Source organism: Streptomyces sp. NPDC091289 (genome assembly GCF_044757365.1).
In the GTDB taxonomy this organism is placed as follows: Bacteria; Actinomycetota; Actinomycetes; order Streptomycetales; family Streptomycetaceae; genus Streptomyces.
The window spans coordinates 226,642-246,803 of sequence record NZ_JBIVUT010000003.1; the positions used below are offsets into that span (position 1 = coordinate 226,642).

The 20,162-nt window shown below is 73.9% G+C and carries 8 protein-coding genes; 4 read left to right on the forward strand and 4 right to left on the reverse strand.

Going from position 1 to position 20,162, the window contains the following annotated elements; translation table 11 throughout:
- Positions 1 to 28 precede the first annotated feature (28 nt).
- The 4 genes from ACIQPT_RS05210 to ACIQPT_RS05225 form a co-directional block, all read right to left on the reverse strand.
- Positions 29 to 6,694 carry a beta-ketoacyl synthase N-terminal-like domain-containing protein gene (locus tag ACIQPT_RS05210; RefSeq protein WP_401152867.1) on the reverse strand — a complete coding sequence of 2,222 codons (6,666 nt, stop codon included), beginning with the start codon at positions 6,692 to 6,694 and terminating at the stop codon, positions 29 to 31.
- Between the two features lie 72 nt (positions 6,695 to 6,766).
- Positions 6,767 to 12,862 carry an SDR family NAD(P)-dependent oxidoreductase gene (locus ACIQPT_RS05215; protein WP_401152868.1) on the reverse strand — a complete coding sequence of 2,032 codons (6,096 nt, stop codon included), beginning with the start codon at positions 12,860 to 12,862 and terminating at the stop codon, positions 6,767 to 6,769.
- 59 nt (positions 12,863 to 12,921) lie between these two features.
- The gene (locus ACIQPT_RS05220; protein WP_401152870.1) at positions 12,922 to 14,505 is read right to left on the reverse strand and encodes a PfaD family polyunsaturated fatty acid/polyketide biosynthesis protein; all 1,584 of its coding nucleotides are present in this window, start codon (positions 14,503 to 14,505) and stop codon (positions 12,922 to 12,924) included.
- A gap of 40 nt (positions 14,506 to 14,545) precedes the next feature.
- Positions 14,546 to 15,706 (reverse strand): SDR family oxidoreductase, encoded by a 1,161-nt coding sequence (locus ACIQPT_RS05225; RefSeq protein WP_401152872.1) that lies wholly within the window; start codon positions 15,704 to 15,706, stop codon positions 14,546 to 14,548.
- Between the two features lie 843 nt (positions 15,707 to 16,549).
- Here ACIQPT_RS05225 and ACIQPT_RS05230 point away from each other — a divergent pair.
- The 4 genes from ACIQPT_RS05230 to ACIQPT_RS05245 all read left to right on the forward strand — a co-directional run bounded on the left by ACIQPT_RS05230 (position 16,550) and on the right by ACIQPT_RS05245 (position 20,014).
- On the forward strand, positions 16,550 to 17,929 hold the full coding sequence (locus tag ACIQPT_RS05230) for a hypothetical protein (protein WP_401152874.1): 1,380 nt from the start codon (positions 16,550 to 16,552) through the stop codon (positions 17,927 to 17,929).
- Positions 17,930 to 18,010: 81 nt separating this feature from the next.
- Positions 18,011 to 18,628, forward strand: a complete 618-nt coding sequence (locus ACIQPT_RS05235; protein WP_401152876.1) for an ABC transporter ATP-binding protein — start codon at positions 18,011 to 18,013, stop codon at positions 18,626 to 18,628.
- Positions 18,625 to 19,434 carry an ABC transporter permease gene (locus ACIQPT_RS05240; RefSeq protein ID WP_401152877.1) on the forward strand — a complete coding sequence of 270 codons (810 nt, stop codon included), beginning with the start codon at positions 18,625 to 18,627 and terminating at the stop codon, positions 19,432 to 19,434. The genes ACIQPT_RS05235 and ACIQPT_RS05240 overlap by 4 nt, the downstream gene beginning before the upstream one ends.
- Before the next feature lie 58 nt (positions 19,435 to 19,492).
- On the forward strand, positions 19,493 to 20,014 hold the full coding sequence (locus tag ACIQPT_RS05245) for a hypothetical protein (RefSeq protein ID WP_401152879.1): 522 nt from the start codon (positions 19,493 to 19,495) through the stop codon (positions 20,012 to 20,014).
- The last annotated feature ends 148 nt before the right edge of the window (positions 20,015 to 20,162 follow it).

Consider the following 20,162-nt stretch of genomic DNA (forward strand, 5'->3'; position numbering starts at 1 on the left):
ATGGAGCTGTAGCGACGCGTGCTCCCGCTCACGGCACGGGAACGGTCACGGGAACGGGCACGGGTACGTACACGGCCCCCGGCACCACGCGCATCCCCAGCCCCCGCACCCGGTAGATGCACGTGTCGTCGCCCCACAGTGACGCGTCCGCCACGGCAAAGGGCCCCCGCGCATCCGTGCCGCTCTCCACGATGTCCATGTCCACCCGGATCAGCCGGTTGGCCGGGGTGATCTGGCCGCGGTACGTCCAGGCCGCCTCGCGGCCGGGCAGCACCGGTTCGAACCTCGGGGCGACGATCCCGTCGGCCGCGCCGCGTTCGAGCAGGTGGTACTGGAGCAGCTGGCACATGGCCTCGATTCCCAGCGAGCCGGGCTGCACCGGGTCCTGGAAGAAGTGGGCCCGGAAGAACCACGCGTCCGGGCGGACGTCCTTCTCCGACCTCAGCCGGCCGAGTCCCGCGCGTCCGCCGTCCGGCCAGTAACCCGTGATCCGGTCCAGCATCAGCAGCATCGGCCCCGGCAGGCGCGGCTCCCCGGAGCAGTACCGGGCGGGGTGGGTGGTCAGGTCGACCGTACGGCCGCAGGGCTCGTCCAGCCGGGCCCGGTCATCCGCCGAAGTCGCCAGGCCCTGCTGGTCGTCGAAGGCCGACGGGGGGAAGTAGCCGAAGACCGTGGACAGTTCGAACACGGCTACGTCGTCGGCCGTGCACGTCACCCGGAACGACTCGATGATCATGTCTCCGCTGTGCGAGAGGCGTGTCAGCTCGGCCCTGGTGCGGACCGTTCGCGTCGCCGGGGTGACCTCGCCGGTGACCGTTCCCGTCCCGTCGAGGTTGCGGAACAGCAGGTCCGCCTCGCTGGTCGTCGCGCTGCCCACGTACGAGGCCAGCCACCCGCAGGGCTGCAGCGCGACCTCCAAGAGGACGGCGAACGGCATGGTGCGGCCGGGGTTCTCCTCGAAATACCAGGCCCGGTCCGGTACGTCGTACTCGGCGACGACGACGCTGCCCTCCCGCATCCCGCCCTGCGGACCGTCCACCGACACGATCCGGCTCATGAAGTGGTACGGAGGGCCGGGCAGCCTGGCGACCCGGCGGGTGCCGTCGAAGGGTTCGTACATCGCGCCGAACGCCTCGCTCGGCCGGCCCCAGGCGCACGCCAGCAGCGACGCGTGGTCGAAGGGGAATCCGTCGGCCGCCACGGCCACCGGCTTCTCCTCCCGGTGTCCCGCCAGCCCGGCGAGGACCGGCAGCGGCACCGGCACACCGTCGGCCTGCACGGCGGGTGGGCCCAGGTGCCGCCAGTGCGACAGCGGCCAGTCGGGGAGCAGCCGGAGCGCCATGCCACGGCCCAGGAACGCCTTCGCCCCGTCCACCGAGCCGAGGACGTCGGCGTGGAGAGTCGGTTGCGGACCGGCCGAGACGCCGCGTACGAACACCTCGTAGACGACCCGTCGGGACTCCGGGGTCGCCTGGCCCCGGCACATCGCCCTGGCGGGATGCTCGTCGACCGGCTCGAAGCGCCAGCCGTCCCGGTCGAGGGTGAAGCCCATGGCTGTCAGGTAGAACGCCATCGCCTGGAGACCGCCCTGCAGCATCAGCGTGCCCGGCATGCAGGGGTCGTTCTCGAAGTGGCCGGTGAAGAACCAGTCGTCCGGCGACAACGCGGTCTCCGCGCGCAGATATCCACGGCCCCACGGCCCTCCGGACGGGTCGAACGCCGTGACCTCGTCCAGCAGCCGCAGCCGCTCCTCGTCCAGCCGGGGTGAGCGGACATGGGCCGCCGTCGCCTCCCAGCCGGGCCCGAAGCAGTCCGCCGGACGACCCTGCGCCAGGGCTCGCAGCCGGTCCGTGCCGAACCGGGTCCGTTCACAGCGCACGGCCGGCGGATCGACCGGCAGGTCGTCCCCGGGCGCGTGCTCGGCCGGATCCCAGCGGACGCCACCGCTGCCGGCCAGCTCCGCGGGGGTGAAGAAGCCGGCCTGGCCCTCGCGGACGCTGAGCCGCAACGCGCCGTCCACGTAACAGTCGTAGTGGAAGAAGGCCAGCCGGACCCCGTCCGCCTCCGCGTGGCCGTCGACATGGATCTCGAAGCACAGGGTGTCGCCGGGTCGGGGCGGGCCGCCGTGGAACGTCACCTCGCAGCCGAGCAGCCGGTAGGCGCGCTCACCCCGGTTGAGGAGGTCGACACCCAGCCAGCTGAGCAGCAGCAGGTCGGCCTGGCCCGCCTCGATCAGCACACCGGCCGGCATCCGCCCGGTGGAATCCAGGTACCAGCTGTCGGGCAGGACGTCGGTCTCCGTCCAGATCCTCCCGTCGGTACGGACCGGACCCGGCAGCACGAGCGCCGCGGGCACCGCGTCGATGCCGGTGACCCGGTCGGCGAACAGCATGGGCGGCCCGGGCATCCGGGTCTGCACCGCGTATCCGTCCTGCTCGGCGAAGCGCGGACCGAACAGGGTGGAGATCTCGCGGGAGGCCAGATGCTCCAGTTGGGCGCGGTCGAACGTCGGCCCGGTGGCTGCTGCTGGGGTAACGGACAGTGGGCGGGGGCCGGGACCGGGACCGGGCTGGTGTACGGGTACGGGGGTGGGGGCGGGGTCGGGCAGGCTTACAGGCACGGGGCCGGGGTCGGGTACAGGTACGGGTCCTGGTGTGCCTCCTGCTGTGGCCAGCGCCGTGACCGCGAGCGCGGACATGCGCAGGAACCGCTGGTGTGCCTCGGCGTGCGCGGCCATGACCTCCTGGTGCAGCGCGGCGACCCGCAGGTGCTGCCGGGCGATCATGCCGCCGACCCCTGCCGTCCTCGGCTCCCGGTCGGCTCCGGCAGGCGGCCGGGACCGCTGTGCCGGGGCGGAGGGCGGCGCGGCGACGGTGACGGCCACGTCGGTGGGCGGCGGGCCGGGGTTCCGGTCAGGAACCGGGGCCAGCTCGGGGGCCCGGGGCAGTACGGTCACGGCGGGCTCCAGGGGCGGCAGGCGCGGAGAAGGGGGTACGGGAACGGTGACGGTGGGGCCGGGGCGCGGGAGTTCCGTCGCGGCCCCGGCGAGCCGGGCGAGCAGCGCGTCGGCCTCCACCGGCACTCCGGCGACGACGAGTTCGCCGACCGCGAGACACAGCTGCCGCAGCCCGGTGTCGCCCGGGGCGTCCAGCGCGACGGCCACATGCTCCCGGTCGCCGAGCACCCGCTCGATCCAGCCGGTGCACAGCTTCCGCGGCCCGTGCTCCACGAAGATCCGGACCCCGTCCGCCCAGGCCTGCTCGATCGTGGCCGCGAAGTCGATCGTGCCGAGGCCCTGGGCGGTGAGCGCCTCGGCGGCCCGCTCGGTCGTCGGCCGGTACGCCCGTCCGGTGGCCCCGCTGTAGAACCGGACCCCGGGCACCTCGACCGTGGGACGGCGGTGGGCCGCGCGCCACACCTCGCGGACCTCCGCCAACTCCGGGGCGTGGGCCGCCATGTCGTAGTCCAGCTCGATCGCCAGGTCGGCGCCGATCCTGGCCACGACGGCCGAGCACGCCCGGGACTCGCCCCCGATGACACAGACCCCGGGCGCGTTCACCGCCATCAGATGGACCGCCGCCTCCCCGGTGAGCTCCGCGCGGACGGCCTCCACGGGTGCGGCGATCAGATAGCTCGACCACCTCTCTCCCCGGATGCCCCGCTGCCGCCAGTAGCGCCGCACCGCCCGCAGCTCACCGGTGAGTTCGGTGGTGAACAGACCGCTGTCCCGGGTGGCTTCGTACAGCCCCGGAGCGTCCGGCCAGGCGCCCAGCGCGACCAAGGCCGTCGACTCGCCCGAGGAGTACCCGATCGCGGCGTCCGGCCGCAGGCCGAGGACCTCACGGCTGAACACCGTGTGGAAGACGGCCAGTTCGGCGACGGCCCAGATCTGGCCGAGCACTCCGGGCTCCGTCCGCGACCGCAGCCGGGCCCCCATCGCCCGATGCTTCTCCCGGACGGTCTCGCCCAGGGAGGGGAGGGCGAGGGTCAGTTCATGGCCCATCCCCGGGTACGCGGCCGAGCCGTTCGTGTACACGAAGGCGGTCTGCCCGGTGACGGGACCGTCCCGGTACAGGACGTCGGCCGGGCGGACCCCGCCCTCCGTCAGCCAGCGGCGGGCCGCTTCCCTGCGGTCCGCCGACGGGGCGCCGCCGTCGACCACGAGCGCCAGCCGGGCCGGACCTGCCGAGGACTCCGTACCGGCTTCCAACGCGGCCAGTACTCCCGCGCGGTCGGCCCCGGAGAACACCTCCAGGCGCGGGGCCGGGCCCCGCAGCCAGGGCCGGGCGTCCCCCGCGCGCAGCCGTACGCTCGCGGCCGGCCCCTCCAGCGGTGTGACCACGGCCCGCGCGGTGTGGGCGACGGCCGCGGTGTCCGCAGGGCCGCCCGGGCGGGGGACCGCGCGGTGCTGGAGCGAGAGCGCCGCGACCGCGACGGAGACCAGCCCGCACGCGGCATGGGCCCGCCCGAACGCGGACGCCGGGTCGAACACCGCGTCGGGGCTGTCGCCGATGACCATGTCGGGTGTGCCGGCGGCCTCTTCGTCTTCGTCCAGCAGCGCGACGACCGTGTCGCCGTCCCTGCGGGCCGCGTCCAGGGGCTTGAGGACCAGGACGACGGCCGCGTCCCCGGCCTCGCCCGTACGGCCGAGCTCCCGCAGGGCGGCCCGGTGGACGGCTTCGCAGGACAGATCGGTGGCGCCGACGAGAGCGGCGTCGGCCTCGCCCGACCGGATGGCGCGAGCCGCGATCTCCAGCGCCACCAGCCCGGACGCCTCCTCCGCCGACACCGTGAACCCGGGGCCCGCCAGGTCCAGTTGGGTGCTGATGCGGTTCGCCGCGAGGTTCGGCATGCTGCCCACCACGCCCTCCGCCGTCATCGCCGGAGTGAACGCCTCCCGGGCGAGGTCCGCCGCCTCGTCCGTGACCGGCACGCCCGACTGCTCCAGCCAGTACGGAATCCGCCAGCGGGCGCCCGCGCGGGCCACCTCCGGGTCCACCCCCGTACCGATGACCACCATCGTCCGCTCGCGGGGCAGCCGCACCGTCCGTACGGCCTCCCGCGCGGCCTCCAGCACCAGGAGTTGATGACGTACGACCCGCTCCAGCGCCAGCGGCGGGAAGCACAGGTCCGTCAGCTCCACCGCGATCTCCGCAACGGGGCCCCGCCGTTCACCGCCCAGCACCGCCCGGCGCAGATCCTCGGTGGACGTTCCCTCGCCGACCCGGGCGCCGATGGCCACGATCGCCACCGGTGTACGGGTGCGGGGCGCGTCGGCCCCCGGAGCCGGTTCCGGCGCCCGGTCGGCCGGACCGTGACGCCGTGCGGCGGACAGTGGGGCGCGCGCCGGCCGGGGGCCGGCAGGCGGGGCCGCGCTGTCCGGGGCGTCGACGACCAGGTGCGCGTTGGTCCCGCCGAAACCGAAGGCGCTGACCGCCGCCCTGCGCGGCCCCACCCACTCCTCCGGCGCGGCCAGCACCCGCAACGGCGTACCCGCCAGCACGTCCAGGGGCTGTGGTGCGCCGAGCGTCGCCGGGCGCACCCCCGCACGCATCGCACCGAGCACCTTCAGCAGCCCCGCCACACCCGCCGAGGCCAGCAGATGCCCGACGTTCGACTTCGCCGAACCGATGGGCACGTCCTCGGCCGCCCCGAACACCCGGGCCATGCCGCGCGCCTCCACCGCGTCCCCGACCGGCGTCCCCGTCGCATGGCACTCGACGAGCGACACCGACTCCGGAGCGACGCCCGCCACCTCGTACGCCAGGCGCATGGCCCGCACCTGACCCTCCTCCGAGGGGCTGATCAGCCCGGAGCCACGCCCGTCGTTGGACAGCCCCACGCCACGGATCACGCCGAGCACGGGCAGCTCCGCGGCGCGGGCGTCGGACAGCCGCATCAGGGCGACGAACCCGGCGCCCTCGCCGTGCACCAGCCCGTCCGCGTCCCGGTGGAAGGGGCGGCTGCGTCCCGTGCGGCTCGTCGCGGACAGCCCGCAGAACCCCACGTGGAGGTAGAGGGGATCGGGGCGGCTGACCGCACCGGCCACCATCAGGTCGGCCGTGCCGTCGTGCAGCCGGTCGCACGCCAGCTTGATCGCGTACAACGAGGACGCGCAGGCGGCGTCGAGGGACCACGCCCCCGCGCCGAGCCCGAGCGCACGGGCCGCGAGCCGGGCGGGCAGCCCGGAGGAGAAGCGGTTGCGGGCGTCCGGGCGGCCAAGACGCTCATCCTTCAGCAGGGCGTCGCGGAGCGCGGGCCGCTGTGCGGACAGCCAGACGTGTTCGGCGAAGGCCGCGCCGGCGGGTGTGGGGTACGACAGGTTCCCCAGCACCAGCCCCCCGCGCGGCAGGCGGCCTGTCCGGCCCGCCTCGGTGAGCGCCTGCCGCACCCCGTACAGGACCCAGTGGAAGAGCGGGTCCAGCGAGGCGATCCGCTCCGGGGCGAGGTCGAAGCCGCCCGGATCGAAGACGGAGTCGAACCCGTGGACGTAACCGCCGACATCGGTCCAGGTGCGGTCGAGGTGGTCGTCCACCGAGCCCATCGCCCAGCGGCGCGGCAGCCGCCACCGGTCCGCCGGGGCGGCGGACAGACTGACGCGGCCGGCGGCGATGTTCTCCCAGAACGTGTCCGGGTCCAGCGCACCGGGCAGCACACAGCCCCGTCCGACGACGGCGATCGGTTCGACATGCATGGGGATTCTCGCTTCACGGCGGGGCCGAGGCCCGGGCGGCGGGGCCAGGAGGGGCGGCAGTGGGGCCAGGATTCAGGAGGGGCGGCGGACGAGTTCCACGCCGAGCAGTTCCAGCCGGACGGAGCCGTCGGCGTCGATCAGGGCCGCGTCGCAGCGTGCCCCCGTGTCGTGCGTCTTCCGTCCCCGCACCACACAGCGCACGGTGCCGTCCACCGGTCCCCGCCGGTGCACCCGGCACTCGGCGACGGCCATCGGCAGCGACGCCGCACCGAGCACCTTCTCGCCCCAGAGCAGCGCGAGTTGGAGCGCGCCGTCCACGGCGGCCGGATCGAGCGGCCCGTGCTCATCCGCTTCCCAGCCCAGGGCCCGCAGGCCTGCGACGGTCGCCTCGGCCCCGTGCTCCGAGACACCGCGCACCGTGCGCAGGGCATGGAAGCGGGGGCCGTGGAAGAGGACGTCCCCGTCGTACGGATCCGTCCGGTCGAGCGGCTTCAAGCCCTCCGGGGTGCCCCAGGCGGCCGCATCGGGCTCCTCGGCCCCGGTCTCCAGCACGGCCCGGAAGTGCGCCGGGCCGTCCTCGCCCCGCAGTTCCGCCTCCAGACCCGACGGCGAACCGGGCGCGCCCCCGCCGCCGAGCACGGTGATCCGGTGGCCCGCCCCGGACAGCTCCGGCAGGGCGTACTTCTGGTACACCCGCAGATCGCGCAGGACCAGCCGCCCGGCCTGCGGCAGCCAGGCCGTGGCCGCACCCGCGAACCAGTCCAGGACCAGGGCCACGGGCAGCACGGGAGTCCCGGCGGGCGCGTGGTCCGCCAACTGCGGCAGCGTGTCCGCACGCACCAGCAACTGGGCGCGACGCGGATCTCCGGCGGGGGACAGGGCGGCCGGATCGTCCCCGGCCGCCAGGACGACACAGACCTCGCCGACGGCCCCGTCCAGCTCGGCCGTGAAGGCGGCCGCACCCTGCGCCAGGGGGATCAGCGGCACCCCGGACCTGCCGAAATGCGCGGCCAGGGCCGGGGTGACCATGCCGCCCTGCCAGGGCCCCCAGGCCACACACCGCACCAGGCAGCCGGGGCGGCGGGCCTGCTCGGCCGACGCGACCTGGCGCATGACCTCATTGGCCATGGCGTAGTCGCTCTGCCCCGGGTTGCCGAACACGGCGGCCACCGAGGAGAACAGGCAGATCATGTCCAGCGGATCGTCCGCCGTCGCCGCCAGCAGCGCCCGCAGCGCGTCCACCTTGGTGGACATCACCAGCTCGGCCTGCTCGTCGGTCTTGTCGGCGATCAGCTTGTCGGCCAGCACTCCCGCACCGTGCACGATGCCGGTGACCGGCCCCCACGTCTCGCGCACCTCGCGCAGAGCTGCGGCGAGGGCGTCGGCGTCGCGGACGTCCACCCGAACGTATCGGACGGCTGACCCCGAAGCCTCCAACTCCGCCACGGTCGACCGTACTTCGCGCGCGGCCAGGACCTCCCGGGCGCGCTCCGCGATCCGGGCGGGCGAGGAGTCCGCCGGGACCTCCGCCGAGCGGTCCGCGAGCAGGCGGGTGAGCGCCGCCTCGTCGGTCGCCGACGCCAGTCCGGCCGGCTCGGCGGCCGGATCGGTCCTGCCCAGCAGCACGATCCTCGGACGGTGGGTCCTGGCCAGGTCGAGCAGGGCGGCGGCGGTCACCCCGCGCGCGCCTCCGGTGGCCACGATCACCGAGTCGGCGGTGATCCGTCCCGCGCCGCCGGGCGTCACTGCCTCGGGCGCCATCCGCAGCAGAGCGCGAGCGCCGTCCGCGCGGAGACCGACCTCCTGGTCGGCCCCACCCCGGAGCAGTTCCCGTACGAGGGCCTCGGCGACCTCCTCGTCGTCCCGGCCGCCCCGCTCGCAGTCGACGACCTTGACCGAGGCGTCCGGCCACTCCTTCGCCGCGGTCCTGGCCAGCCCGGCGACCCCGCCCAGCCATGCCCGGCCGGGCGCATGGCCGCCGAGCCCGAAGTCGCCCCCGGTGTCCTGGACGCTCACGAACACCCCGCCGTCCGCCGCCGCGCGTGACGCCACCGCACGCGCCGCGCGCAGCGCCGACCGGTGGACCTCCCGCGCCGCGTCCGGAGCGTCGCTCGCGGTGAGCCCGCCGAGGTGGATGACACCACGGGCGCCCTCGGGCACCTCGGCCGCGGCGGTCGCGTCCACGCCGTGCTCCGTGAGCTTCCGGGCCACGAGAAAGGCGATCGAGCACCCGTCCCCGCCCTCGCCGGTCACCACGACGGGCCCGTCCAGCAGTCCCGCCGTGGCCAGGCCGGACGCCGGTGCCTCCACCATGCGCGACACCAGCCGCGTCAGCGGAGTCAACGGTGTCAGCGGTGTCAGCGGCGTTTGTCCGGCAGCCTCGCGGACCGTTTCCACCGGGGCGGGAGCTTCGGCGACCACGGAGGGCCCGGCGGACCGGGCGGGCCGGGCGTCGCCGGTGAGCGCCTCGACGATCTCGCGCAGCGTACGCAGCTTGCCGAGCTGCCCGACGTCTCCCGCCGCCACGTCACCCACCTGCCGGCGTACGGCCGAGAGGATCTCGACGCGCTTGATGGAGTCGACGCCGAGATCCGCCTCCAGCTCCATGTCCATGTTGAGCATGGCGGTGGGATAGCCGGTGAGCCGGGCCACCACCGACAGAAGCAACTCCTCCAGCTCCGACGGTGACAGGGACACCGAGTCGTCGACGGGAGTGGGAGCGGGCGTGGGGGTGAGAGCGGAAGAGGTGGGTACGGGCGCGGGTGCCGGGGCATCGGTCGCGACAGAAGCCGGTGGAGCCGACGGAATCGACTGAGCCGACGGGATCGGCTGAGCCGGTGGAGTCACGGGCGCCGGTGCGGGGCGCGGTGACGACGAGCCGCGGGGCAGCGGCAGCGGTGGCGCAGCGGCCGTCACCTCCACGGCCCCGCCCGCGTCCGGCACCCCGAGCATGGCGGTCAGCGTCGTCTCGGTCATGCGCAGGAACGCCATGTGGCTTTCCGTCAGCAGGTGTTGGCAGGCCGCATGAGCCTCCGCCGTCTGCCGATGGACACCCTCGACGGCGGCGAGCCGGTCGCCGTCGGCGACAGCCGTCCCGTACGCCGACGGCTGCGGGGTGTGGACCGGGAAGGGGACGTGCGCGGGCATGGGAACCGCCGGGGTGTGGGACGCGGACACGGGGATGGGAACAGGTACGGATACGGATGCGGGTACGGGTACGGGAGCCGGTTCGGGAGCGGGTCGAGGCAGGTGTCGCCGCGCCTCCTCCGGTGCGGGCGGCGACGGCTCGACGGATGCGGCACGCGGCATCGGTTCGACGGACGTGGCCCGCGGCGGCAGCCCGGTGGACGCGGCGGGGAGCGGCGGCGACTGACCGTAGTTGGCTCCGCTGATCTTTACGGTCATTCGGGGCTCGGGCTCCTTCGCTGAGGCTTCGTGCGGGGCGTACGGGGCCCAGAGGGCGTCGAGGTCGAGGGGGACACCGCGTACGGCGAGTTCGCCGAGCGCGGCGTGCAGGGTGTCGGCCCCGGGCCGGGCCGGCCGGTCCAGGGGCACCGCCGCGTGCTCGCGGTCGCCGAGGATCTGCCCGACCAGGCCGGTCAGCGCCGCGCCCGCGCCGACCTCGACGAAGGTGCGTACCCCCGCCGCGTACATCGCCTCGATCTGGTCCTGGAAGAGCACCGGTGAGGCGAGATGGCCGGCGATCCGGTCGCGCACCTCGTCGGGCGAGGACGGATACGGCTCCGCGTCCGCGTTGCCGTAGACCTCGATCCCCGGCTTCGTGAGCGGCACCGTGCGCAGGTACGCGGCGAGCGGTTCGACGGCCGGGGCGACCAGCGGACTGTGGAAGGCGGTCGACGTGGCCAGCCTGCGGGTGCCGACCCCCGCCGCCGAGAACGCCTTCTCGGCGCGCCCGACCGCCTCCACCGAGCCCGAAAGGACCGTCTGGAGCGGGGAGTTGTGGTTGGCCGGCCAGAGGTCACCGAAGCCTCCACCGGCCAGCACCTCGGCCACCAGTGCGTGATCCGCCGCCACCGCCAGCATCGCGCCGGACGTGGTCGCCGCGTCCCGCATCAGCTCACCGCGGCGACGGGCCAGACCCACCAGCGCATCGGCGTCCAGCACCCCCGCGCAGTGCAGCGCCACCAGCTCCCCGAAGCTGTGGCCCGCCACGCAGTCCGGCCGCAGCCCCAGCCCCCGCACCACCTCCAGCAGCGCCAGCGCGTGCACCGCCAGCGCCGGCTGCGCCCACTCGGTGGCGTCCAACAGGGCCGCCCGCGCGGTGCGTTCCTCGTCGATGAAGGAAGGCGGCGGGAACACGACCCGGTGCAGGGCCCGCCCGTCGAAGCGGGTCGGCCCCAGCCGGTCCCACACGGCCTGGGCGGCCGGTGCCAGCATCGCGAGGCCGGCCCCCATCCCGACGTACTGGGACCCCTGTCCAGGGAACAGGAAGCCGATACGGCCGGGCGAGCTCTTCCCGTACGCGTACCGGATGCCGGACGGTGTCGAGAACGCCGCGTCGGGCCGCTGCCGGATCAACTCGGCCGCCTGTGCGTACTTCTTCCGCAGGTCCTCGGCGTCGGTGGCGACGACGGCCAGCCGCACCCGGGCGGCGGAGGAGAAGGAGGTGTGGCTTTTCCGGGCCAGCGCGGCCAGCGGACGCCCGTCGTCCGGCACGGGCGGCACCAGGTCGGACCGGGAGTCGCCGCTGAACAGGACGAGTTCGCTCGGGGCGGTGCGATGGCGCGGAGCCGTACGCCCCGGGGCCGCCGAGGGCGTGTACTCCTCCAGCGTGACATGGAAGTTGCTGCCGCCGAAGCCGAAACTCGACACCGCCGCCCGGCGCGGATGACCGGCCGGCCGCACCCAGGGGCGGGCCTCGGTGTTGACGTAGAACGGGCCGTCGGGGTCGGCGGCCGCCGGGTTCGGCCGCTCCACCTTGACCGTCGGCGGCAGCACCTTGTGGTGCAGGGCCAGCACCGCCTTGAGCAGCCCCGCCGCACCCGCCGCGCACTTGGTGTGGCCGATCTGCGACTTGACCGAGCCGATCGCACACCACTGCCCGTCCGGACGCCCCGAAGCGGCGAACACCTCGGTGAGCGCGGCCAGTTCGGCGGTGTCCCCGGCCTTCGTGCCGGTCCCGTGCGCCTCGACCAGCTCCACGGTCTCCGGCCCGTAGCCGGCCTCCTCGTAGGCGCGTCGCAGGGCCCGCGCCTGACCGTCGGGCAGCGGGGCGTAGATCGCCGTACTCCTGCCGTCGGAGGAGGTGCCGATGCCCCGGATCACCGCGTGGATCCGATCACCGTCACGCTCCGCGTCGGACAACCGCTTCAGCGCGTACATGACGACCGCTTCGCCGAGCATGGTGCCGTCGGCCGCGGCCGAGAACGGCCGGCAGTCGCCGGTGGGGGAGAGCGCGGGCGTCTTGGAGAAGCACAGGAACATGCCGATGTCGTTCCCGGTGTCCACGCCACCGCTGATCACCAGGTCGGCCCGGCCGAGCGACAGCTCACCGACCGCCGTCGACAGGGCCGCCAGCGAACTGGCACAGGCCGCGTCGGTGGTGTGGTTGATGCCGTGCAGATCGAACCGGTTGGCGATCCGGCCCGCCACGACATTGCCGAGCAGCCCGGGGAAGGACGACTCCCGCCACGGCTCGAAGCGGGCCGCGATGCGGTCGCACACCGCTTCCGCCTCGGCCTCGCCGAGCCCGCTCTCCCGCAGACCCGCGAGCCACAGCGGGCGCTGGGCACGCCCGTACATGTGCGGAAGCAGTTCGAGGGCGGCCGCGCCGAGAACGACACCGGTCCGGTCCCGGTCCACCCCGGCCAGGCCGCCGGCATCCTTCAGCACCTGGTCGGCGACCATCAGGGCGAGCAGCTGGGAGGTGTCCGTCGCCGGCAGGTTGGCGGGGGGCACCCCGTAGGCCATCGGGTCGAAGTCCACCTCGGGAAGGAAGGCGCCCCGACGGGCGTACGTCTTGTCGGGGGCGGCCGGATCCGGGTCGTAGTGGTCCTCCACCCGCCAGCGGGATGCGGGCACCTCGGTGAGCAGGTCGCGGCCGTCGGTCACGATCCGCCAGTAGCCGGCCGCGTCCGTCGCGCCGGGCACCAGGGCGCCCACGCCGACCACTGCGACGGGGACCTGGCGTGGGGTGGAGCCGGGCACGGTCTCTCCTCGGGGTCGAACGGTCGTTGCTTCCGGATCCTCGGTGGCTCCGGGGCCGCTCACGCCAGCTCGCACGGCGTGTAGGCGAACGCTTCGGTGGGCAACGGGACGCCGTAGGTGCGCAGTTGATGGGCGCGGGTGAGCACGGCGGCCCCTTCGAGGAGATTCAGCGCGATCTGCACCACGGACCGGTGCGCCGGATCGGCGAGGAACGTGCCCGCCACCCACCGGTTGAACGCGCCCATCGCGGGCCCGCACCAGATCTGGTAGTCGGCCCGCCGCGCCCCCTCCCCGGAGATCGCCCACCGGCTGGACTGCCCCAGATACCCCCGGAAGACCAGGGCCATGAGGTGCTTCGGGTCGGCCTCCGCACGGGCGATCTCCGTGGGATCGCGCTGCTCCCAGAACGCGCGCGTTCGCAGCCAGGTCTCCTCGAACGGGGCGCGCAGCACATCGCGTTCGATCGAGGCGCGCAGCGCGGACGGGATCTCCTCCAGTGAGCCGTGGGCCCGGTACGCCGCGAACAGCCGGCCGGCCCGCTGCGCGAACATCGTTCCCCGGGACAGCACCTGCACCTTCACGCCGAGCTCGAACATGTCGGCCGAGGGCGCCATGGCCACATCGGCGACGTCCGCCTCGCAGAGCATCGCCTTGGCCTCGTCGGACAGGCCGGCCTCGACCGCCGTCTGGTTCACCGACCCGACGACGACATAGGACGCGCCGAGGGCGAAGGCGCCGGCCACCGCGTCCGGTGTGCCGAGACCGCCGGCCGCGCCGAGCCGGACCGGCCGGCGGTATCCGAACCGCCGGCACAACGCGTCGCGCAGGGCGGTGATCCTCGGCAGCAGGACCGACAACGGCCGGTTGTCGGTGTGCCCACCGCTGTCCGCCTCCACGGTGATGTCCTCGGCCACCGGCACCAGGGCCGCCAGCTCCGCCTCCGCGCGGGTGAGCTTCCCCCGGGCGACGAGATGCTCCAGCAGGGCGGGCGGGGCGTGGGAGAGGAACCTCTCGGCCACCTCGGGGCGGGAGACCTTGGCGAACAGGCGCGTACGCCGGACGACGTCGCCGTCCGCGCCCCGGCGCAGCCCGTGGGCCGCGCACAGCACGACCGCCGGAGTCAGCTCCATGAACGCCGAGGCGGAGATCCGGGGGACACCGCAGCGCAGCAGCAACTCGGCGACGCGGAACTCCAGCGCCGGTTCGGCCGGTGAATGGATGAGGTTGACACCCCAGTTCGGGCGGGACCCCAGCTCGTGCGCGAGCGTGTGCACGGCCCGCTCCACCTCGGCGTACGCCAGACCCCCCGCCCCGAAGAAGCCGAGCATCTCCGCCCGGGCCGTCGCCGCGACCATGCGGGTGGTCGCGATGCCGTTCGCCATCTCACCGGCGACATAGGGGAAGCGGACGCCGTGCGCCTCGCAGAAGGTACGGCCGCCGAGCCACTCGGGGTAGAGCGGTGGCAGCGTGCCGAGCACCGGGCCGCCGGGCAGCGGGCCGGTCGCGAGCCCCAGCTCCCGGCCGTCCGGCCCACTGACGACGTGGACGGGTTCCCGGATCCGCCGGGCATGGGCCGCGATCCCCTCGGGCGAGAAGACCGGCGGGGACGCGGCGGTGGCGCCGGGAACAGTGAGGACGGACACGCGAAGGCTCCAACGGGAAACGGGAGAGGAGGTCGGCAGGTCAGCGGAGGGCCGCGGGTGTCTCCGGCGGCAGGGGGAGGGGCCTGTCCCGCGGGGCCAGACCGGACCAGAGGTAGTCGAGACCCACCGGGGCCGAGACCGCCGACGGACCCAGCCGGGCCCTGACCCGGGTGTCGTCGAACCGCCGCCGGTGGGCGAGGTAGGCCGTCAGCCCCGGGTAGAAGTCCATCAGCGCCTCCAGCGCCGACGGGTTGTCCGGCTTGGCGGCCACCAGGTCGATCGCGATCGGGACCAGTCGTTCCAGCAGGGCCACGACCACCGGCACGGGCACATCGCGGTCATGGACGACGTGGTACGTGTCGACCCCGCCCGAGGGCGGCAGACCGGCCAGCCGCACCATGACCTCGGCCGCGTGCTCCACCTGCAACAGGTTCAGCCGGCCGTGCGGATGCCCCACGGTGCGGACGCGGGGCCGGGGCCCGGAGGCGTCGCCCGACGTGCCCGGGCCGCCGTGCGGGCCCGGGCTCGCGGCGGCGGCACTCTGCGCGTCGTGCAGGATCCGCTCGACGACCTGCAGCGGGTGCGAGGGCAGCTCGGGGTGCGGCGGCAGGTCCGTGACCAGGATGCTCGGCCGCAGCACCAGGACCGGCCGGCCGTGCTCCCGGGACCAGGCGCGAACCAGCAGCTCCGCCTCGTACTTGGACCGTTCGTAGGCGTTCTCGAAGCCACCGGCGTCGTCCAGCTCGTCCTCGTACGCCACACCGTCCCGTCGCGCCCCGGCCACGAACGCGGTGCTCACGTGATGGACCACGGGTGACCCACGGCCCGAGGCCGCGAGCTCCAGAACATGCCGGGTCCCGTCCACGTTGATCCGGCGCAGCTCGGGAAGGTCCCCCTCCAGATTGATGCTGCCCGCACTGTGCCAGATCGTGCCGAGGCTGTCGGCCAGCTCCTGGAACGTCCGTGCGGGCAGCCCCAGCCGGGGCAGCGCCAGATCGCTCTCCACCACCCGCAGCCGATGGGGGAGCCGGGAGACGAACGCCCTCGGCGCGCCCGTCACTTCGAAGAACCGGGTGATGCGGTGCAGCGCGTCCCCCGACCCGGCGTGGGCCAGGATCGTCACCGACCGATGGGTGCCGAGCAGGCGACGTAACAGACGCAGTCCGAGGAATCCGGTGGCGCCGGTGAGTGCGACGTGCACGAGCGTGGCTCCAAGGGCGGTGAGAGGGGGCGGATCGCCGGCCGTGTGCGGAGAGAGGAGATGAGGAGACAGGGGGGGGGCGGTGCTGCCGTTGCGGAGACCGGGCGCGAGAGGAGGACGACGGCACCGGCCGTCCTGCGTCGCGGATCGTCACCGGCGATCGCACCGCGCACGGTCCGGCTCGTCCGGCCGGTCCGGTTGCGGCTGGTGCTTGTTCGCCGGTTCTCCGACCACCCGTCCGGACGGGGGTTCTCGGGCCCTTCGGACCCGGTGATCTCCGGCGCACGGCACACAATGGCAGAAGAGGGACGGAGAACGCGCCTCGATCTCTGCTGCTCACCCGAACGAAGTACGTCACCCCGAGACCGGTGAAGAGCCGCCGGTCCGGTGCGGGCCGGGCGGCCCCTCACCTGCGCGGCAGCCGTGCACGGGCGGAGCCGTACGGCGGTGATCGGAGCCCTGTCCTCCTTTCGGGGGAACCCGCCGCAGCGGGCCGAACCATTCCCTCGAGGGTCGCCCTGTCGACGGCGATCGCGGGCGCGTGGGGCAGCCGAGCCCGTCAGGACAGGGAAACCGGGGGCCGAGAGGTCCGATGGCGGATGCGGCCGACGGCCGCGGGGCCGGCCGGAATCCGGCGGCCGGGGCCGGGGCGGCGTGCGGACGCCGGACGGAACAGCTCCGGGCGATGGTCATCCTGATGGTCGGCCGGTCCGGGCAGTGCGCGGGGCCGGTCCGGACGGGTGGGCCGCGCCCGGATACCGGTGGCCTCCTGCCGCTCACGTCCCACTGCCCTCCGGCCGTCAGCACGACCGCCCCCGGCCCGAATGGGAGCCCCGAAGCCTCATGCCTGATTCCGAGCAGTGCACCCCGTCCGCTCCGCCGCTCACCCCGGCGACCTCATCCACGTCATCCACCTCGTCCGCTCCGCCCGAGCCGTCCGTTCCCGCGCCCCGCCACCCCACCCACTCGGTCGACCGGGCGTTCCTCAACCTGGAGCGCCGTCGGCCGCACGTCCGCTGGGACGCCGGCGGCGTCGCCTACCTCGGCGGACCGCCGCCGTCCCTGGCGGACCTGCGCGCGTACGTGGGCTTCCGCCTCGGCGAACTGCCCCTGCTCACGAGCCGGGTGATGGGCGGCCGGCGGTCACGGTGGCAGCCGGACGGGGATTTCGCCGTCGACCGGCAGGTGCACGAGGTGGTCGCCGACGGACCCGCCGGCTGGGACTCCGCCCTGCACACCGCGCTCAACGCCCCGTTCGCGCCCGGCGCCTACTGGGGGGTCTGGCTGATCCACGGCCATGAACCCGACGCGTACGCCGTCTGCTACCGCTTCCACCACGCCTGCCAGGACGGCGCGGCCGCCGCCGTGACCTTCCGGACCATGCTGGGCGGTGGCGAGCCGTCGGCGCGCCCGGTACCGGGCCGAAGCGGTCTGTCCGGGGCGCCCCGACGGGTCGGCGCGGCCGTCGGTCTCGCCGCCAGGTTCCTGGCAGGCTCCCTCGCCGTACGCGGTCACCGCCCGGACGCGGCCTTCACGCCTTCCGGGGAACGGCGGCTGTGGCGCGGCCGCGTACCGTCGGACACCCTGCGCCGGATCGGCGCCGGACGGGGCGGCTCCGCCCACGATGTGCATCTGGCCGCCCTCGCCGGGGCGTTGTCGGTCTGGTCGGCGCGCGCCGGCGTGACCCTGCCCCGGGTGACGGCCGTGCTGCCCGTCGACGCACGCCGCGCGGACGAGGAACAGACCTGGGGAAACCGCTGCTTCGCCCTGCCCATCGAGCTGTCCGTGCGCACCGCCCGGGAACTCCCGGACGGTTCCCGGAACCCACAGGCACCCCTGCGACGGCTGGATCACGTCATGGCGACGACCCGGAAGCTGCGGGGCGAGACCTGGCGGCAGGCCATTCAGGACCTGGTCCGCTTCATGCCGGACCGCCCCACCGAGTGGTACCTGCGCAGGATGCTCTCCCCTCGCGTCACCAACGTCATGGCCACCTCCATGCCCCTCGCCGACCGGGGGAGTCTGGGGGAGACGCAGGTGACGGGCACCGCCCTGCTGCCCCTGCTCGTGCCGGGGCACCTCTTCGCCGTGGGGTTGTCGTTCTTCGGCGACTGGGCCGAGGTGTCCTTCGTCGCCGACCGCGCCCTGCCGCTGGGGGAGGAGCTGCCGGAGCTGTGGGAGCAGGCCGTGGGCGAGCTGGCGGAGAGCTCGACGCCGGTATGAGCCGGGCGGGGGCCGCCCACCACGCGACGCGGACGGATTTCCGCGGGCCATCAGGAACACCTGGGACGACGGAGCAACGCGATGGACGTCACCGATGTGCACCACTCCTACCGGCAGCATGCCGTTCTCCGGGGCATCGACCTACGGCTGCGGCCCGGCACCCTCGCCGGGATCGTCGGGGAGAACGGCGCGGGCAAGACCACGCTGCTGAAGATCCTCGCCGGTGAACTGAGGCCGGACCGCGGCTCGGTGCGGCACAGCGGCAGATTCGGCTACTGCCCGCAGTCCGTGGTCCTGGACGACTCCTTCACCGTCCGCCAGCACCTCGACTTCTTCAGGAGCGCGTTCGGTCTGGCGAACCTGCGACGGGCCGAAGAGGTGATGGAGACCCTGGCCTTCACCGAGTACCTCGACCAGCGGGCCGGCCTGCTCAGCGGGGGCTCCCGGCAGAAGCTCAACCTGACCCTGGCGCTCATGCACGACCCGGACGTACTCCTGCTCGACGAGCCCTACCAGGGCTTCGACTGGGAGACGTATCTGCGCTTCTGGGAGCTGGCGGAGCGACTGCGCGACGCCGGGCACTCGGTGCTGGTCATCTCCCACCTGGCCTACGACATCGACCGGCTGGACCAGCTCTGGCGGCTGGAGAACGGGCGCCTGGAGCGCCAGGAACGACGCACGGAGGCGGCGGCGGTATGAGGCGGCACCGGCAGCTGTTCACCACGGCGTCCAAGTACGCGTTGATCGGCCACGCCCGCAACCGGTTCGCGATGCTCCTGGTGGTCGTGTACATCCCCGTGTGGATCGCCCTCGCCTATGTGACCATCCCCGACCAGCCGGCCCCGTTCCGGCTGCGGGCCACCGGTGAGATCCTGTCCCCGCCCGGCAACCACCTCACCCAGATCACCGGTGCGCTGAACGCGGTCACCCTGATCGCCGGGTTCATGATGTTCGCGGCCACCTTCACGGGAGGCGCCTTCGACCGCCGCCTCGCGATGGCGGGCTACCCCCGGTATCACCTCGTCCTCGCCAAGCTCACCGCGCTCACCCTGGTGTGTGTCGCCATCGCGGTGTACGCCACGGTCGCCGTCGGGGTCTCCTGGCCGCCGGAACAGCCCCTCCTGCTCGCCGCCGCGCTGTTCTGCGCCGCTCTGACCTACGGTGCGCTCGGCGTCGTCCTCGGGTCGGTACTCCGCCGCGAGGTCGAGGGCATGTTCGCCATCCTGATGATCAGCATCCTCGACGTCGCCCTGCAGAATCCCCTCTCCAGCTCCGGGTCGGACAGCGCGGTCGTGCGTTTCCTGCCGACGTACGGAGCCGTGCAGGCCAGCATGTCCGCCGCCTTCTCCGACGCGTCGGCCGTCCGGGGCATCGTGATCCAGTGCCTGTGGCTCATCGGCGCCGCGGCGGCCGGATTCCTGGTCTTCCGCCGGCGTACCCGCAACGCCCTCGACCGGCCCGTGACCTGGGAAGGCGGTGATCGTTCTGTAGCCGTCGGGCGCTGAAGCGGCGCCCGGACCGACACCCCCTCCCTTCCTGTTTCCCCGCAAGGAGCACTGCCCCATGACCCTTTCGCGTACTGTCCGGCGCACGGTCCTCACCGCGGTTCTGGTCTCCGCCTCCGCACTGGCCGCTCCCTCCACCGCGCAGGCGGCCCCGATGCCCCCCGCGTGTCAGGAGGCGCTGCTCGAAACCCTCGACAAGTTCCCCGTCGTGGACTTCACGGTCCCCGACAAGGCCAAGAACGCCATGCTGGGCCAGGTGCTGGGGCTGAGTGAGGCCGACCAGGAGGCGCTCACCGAGGTGGCGTGCGCGGCCTGGAACACCTGGGCGACCCAGAACGGGCAGGCCGTCGCCACGGACCTGGACACCCGCTACCGGAACGCCGCCGGACCCGTGTGCAACAAGTTCGCCAGGTCCTCGCTGCAGACGCTCAAGAAGTACGCCCCGAACGTCCCCGCCGAGACCCGCGAGCTGGAGAAGCTGGCCAAGAAGGTCTGGCGCAACTCCATGGAGAAGCTGGCCGCGGAAGCCACCAACGCCGACTGCCGCACGGCCTACAACGCGGTGAAGGCGGGCTGGTAGCGGGGGAGCTCGCCAAGAGGCCACCTTGCCGGAGGGCGGGTGAACACCCCGTGCGGGTGCGGAGGGGCGGGGCCTGTCGTGGCGGTCGGCAACCTTTACAGATCTGTTCGACTTGTGCCATGCTCCGCGCTATCCTCAACCCGAACAG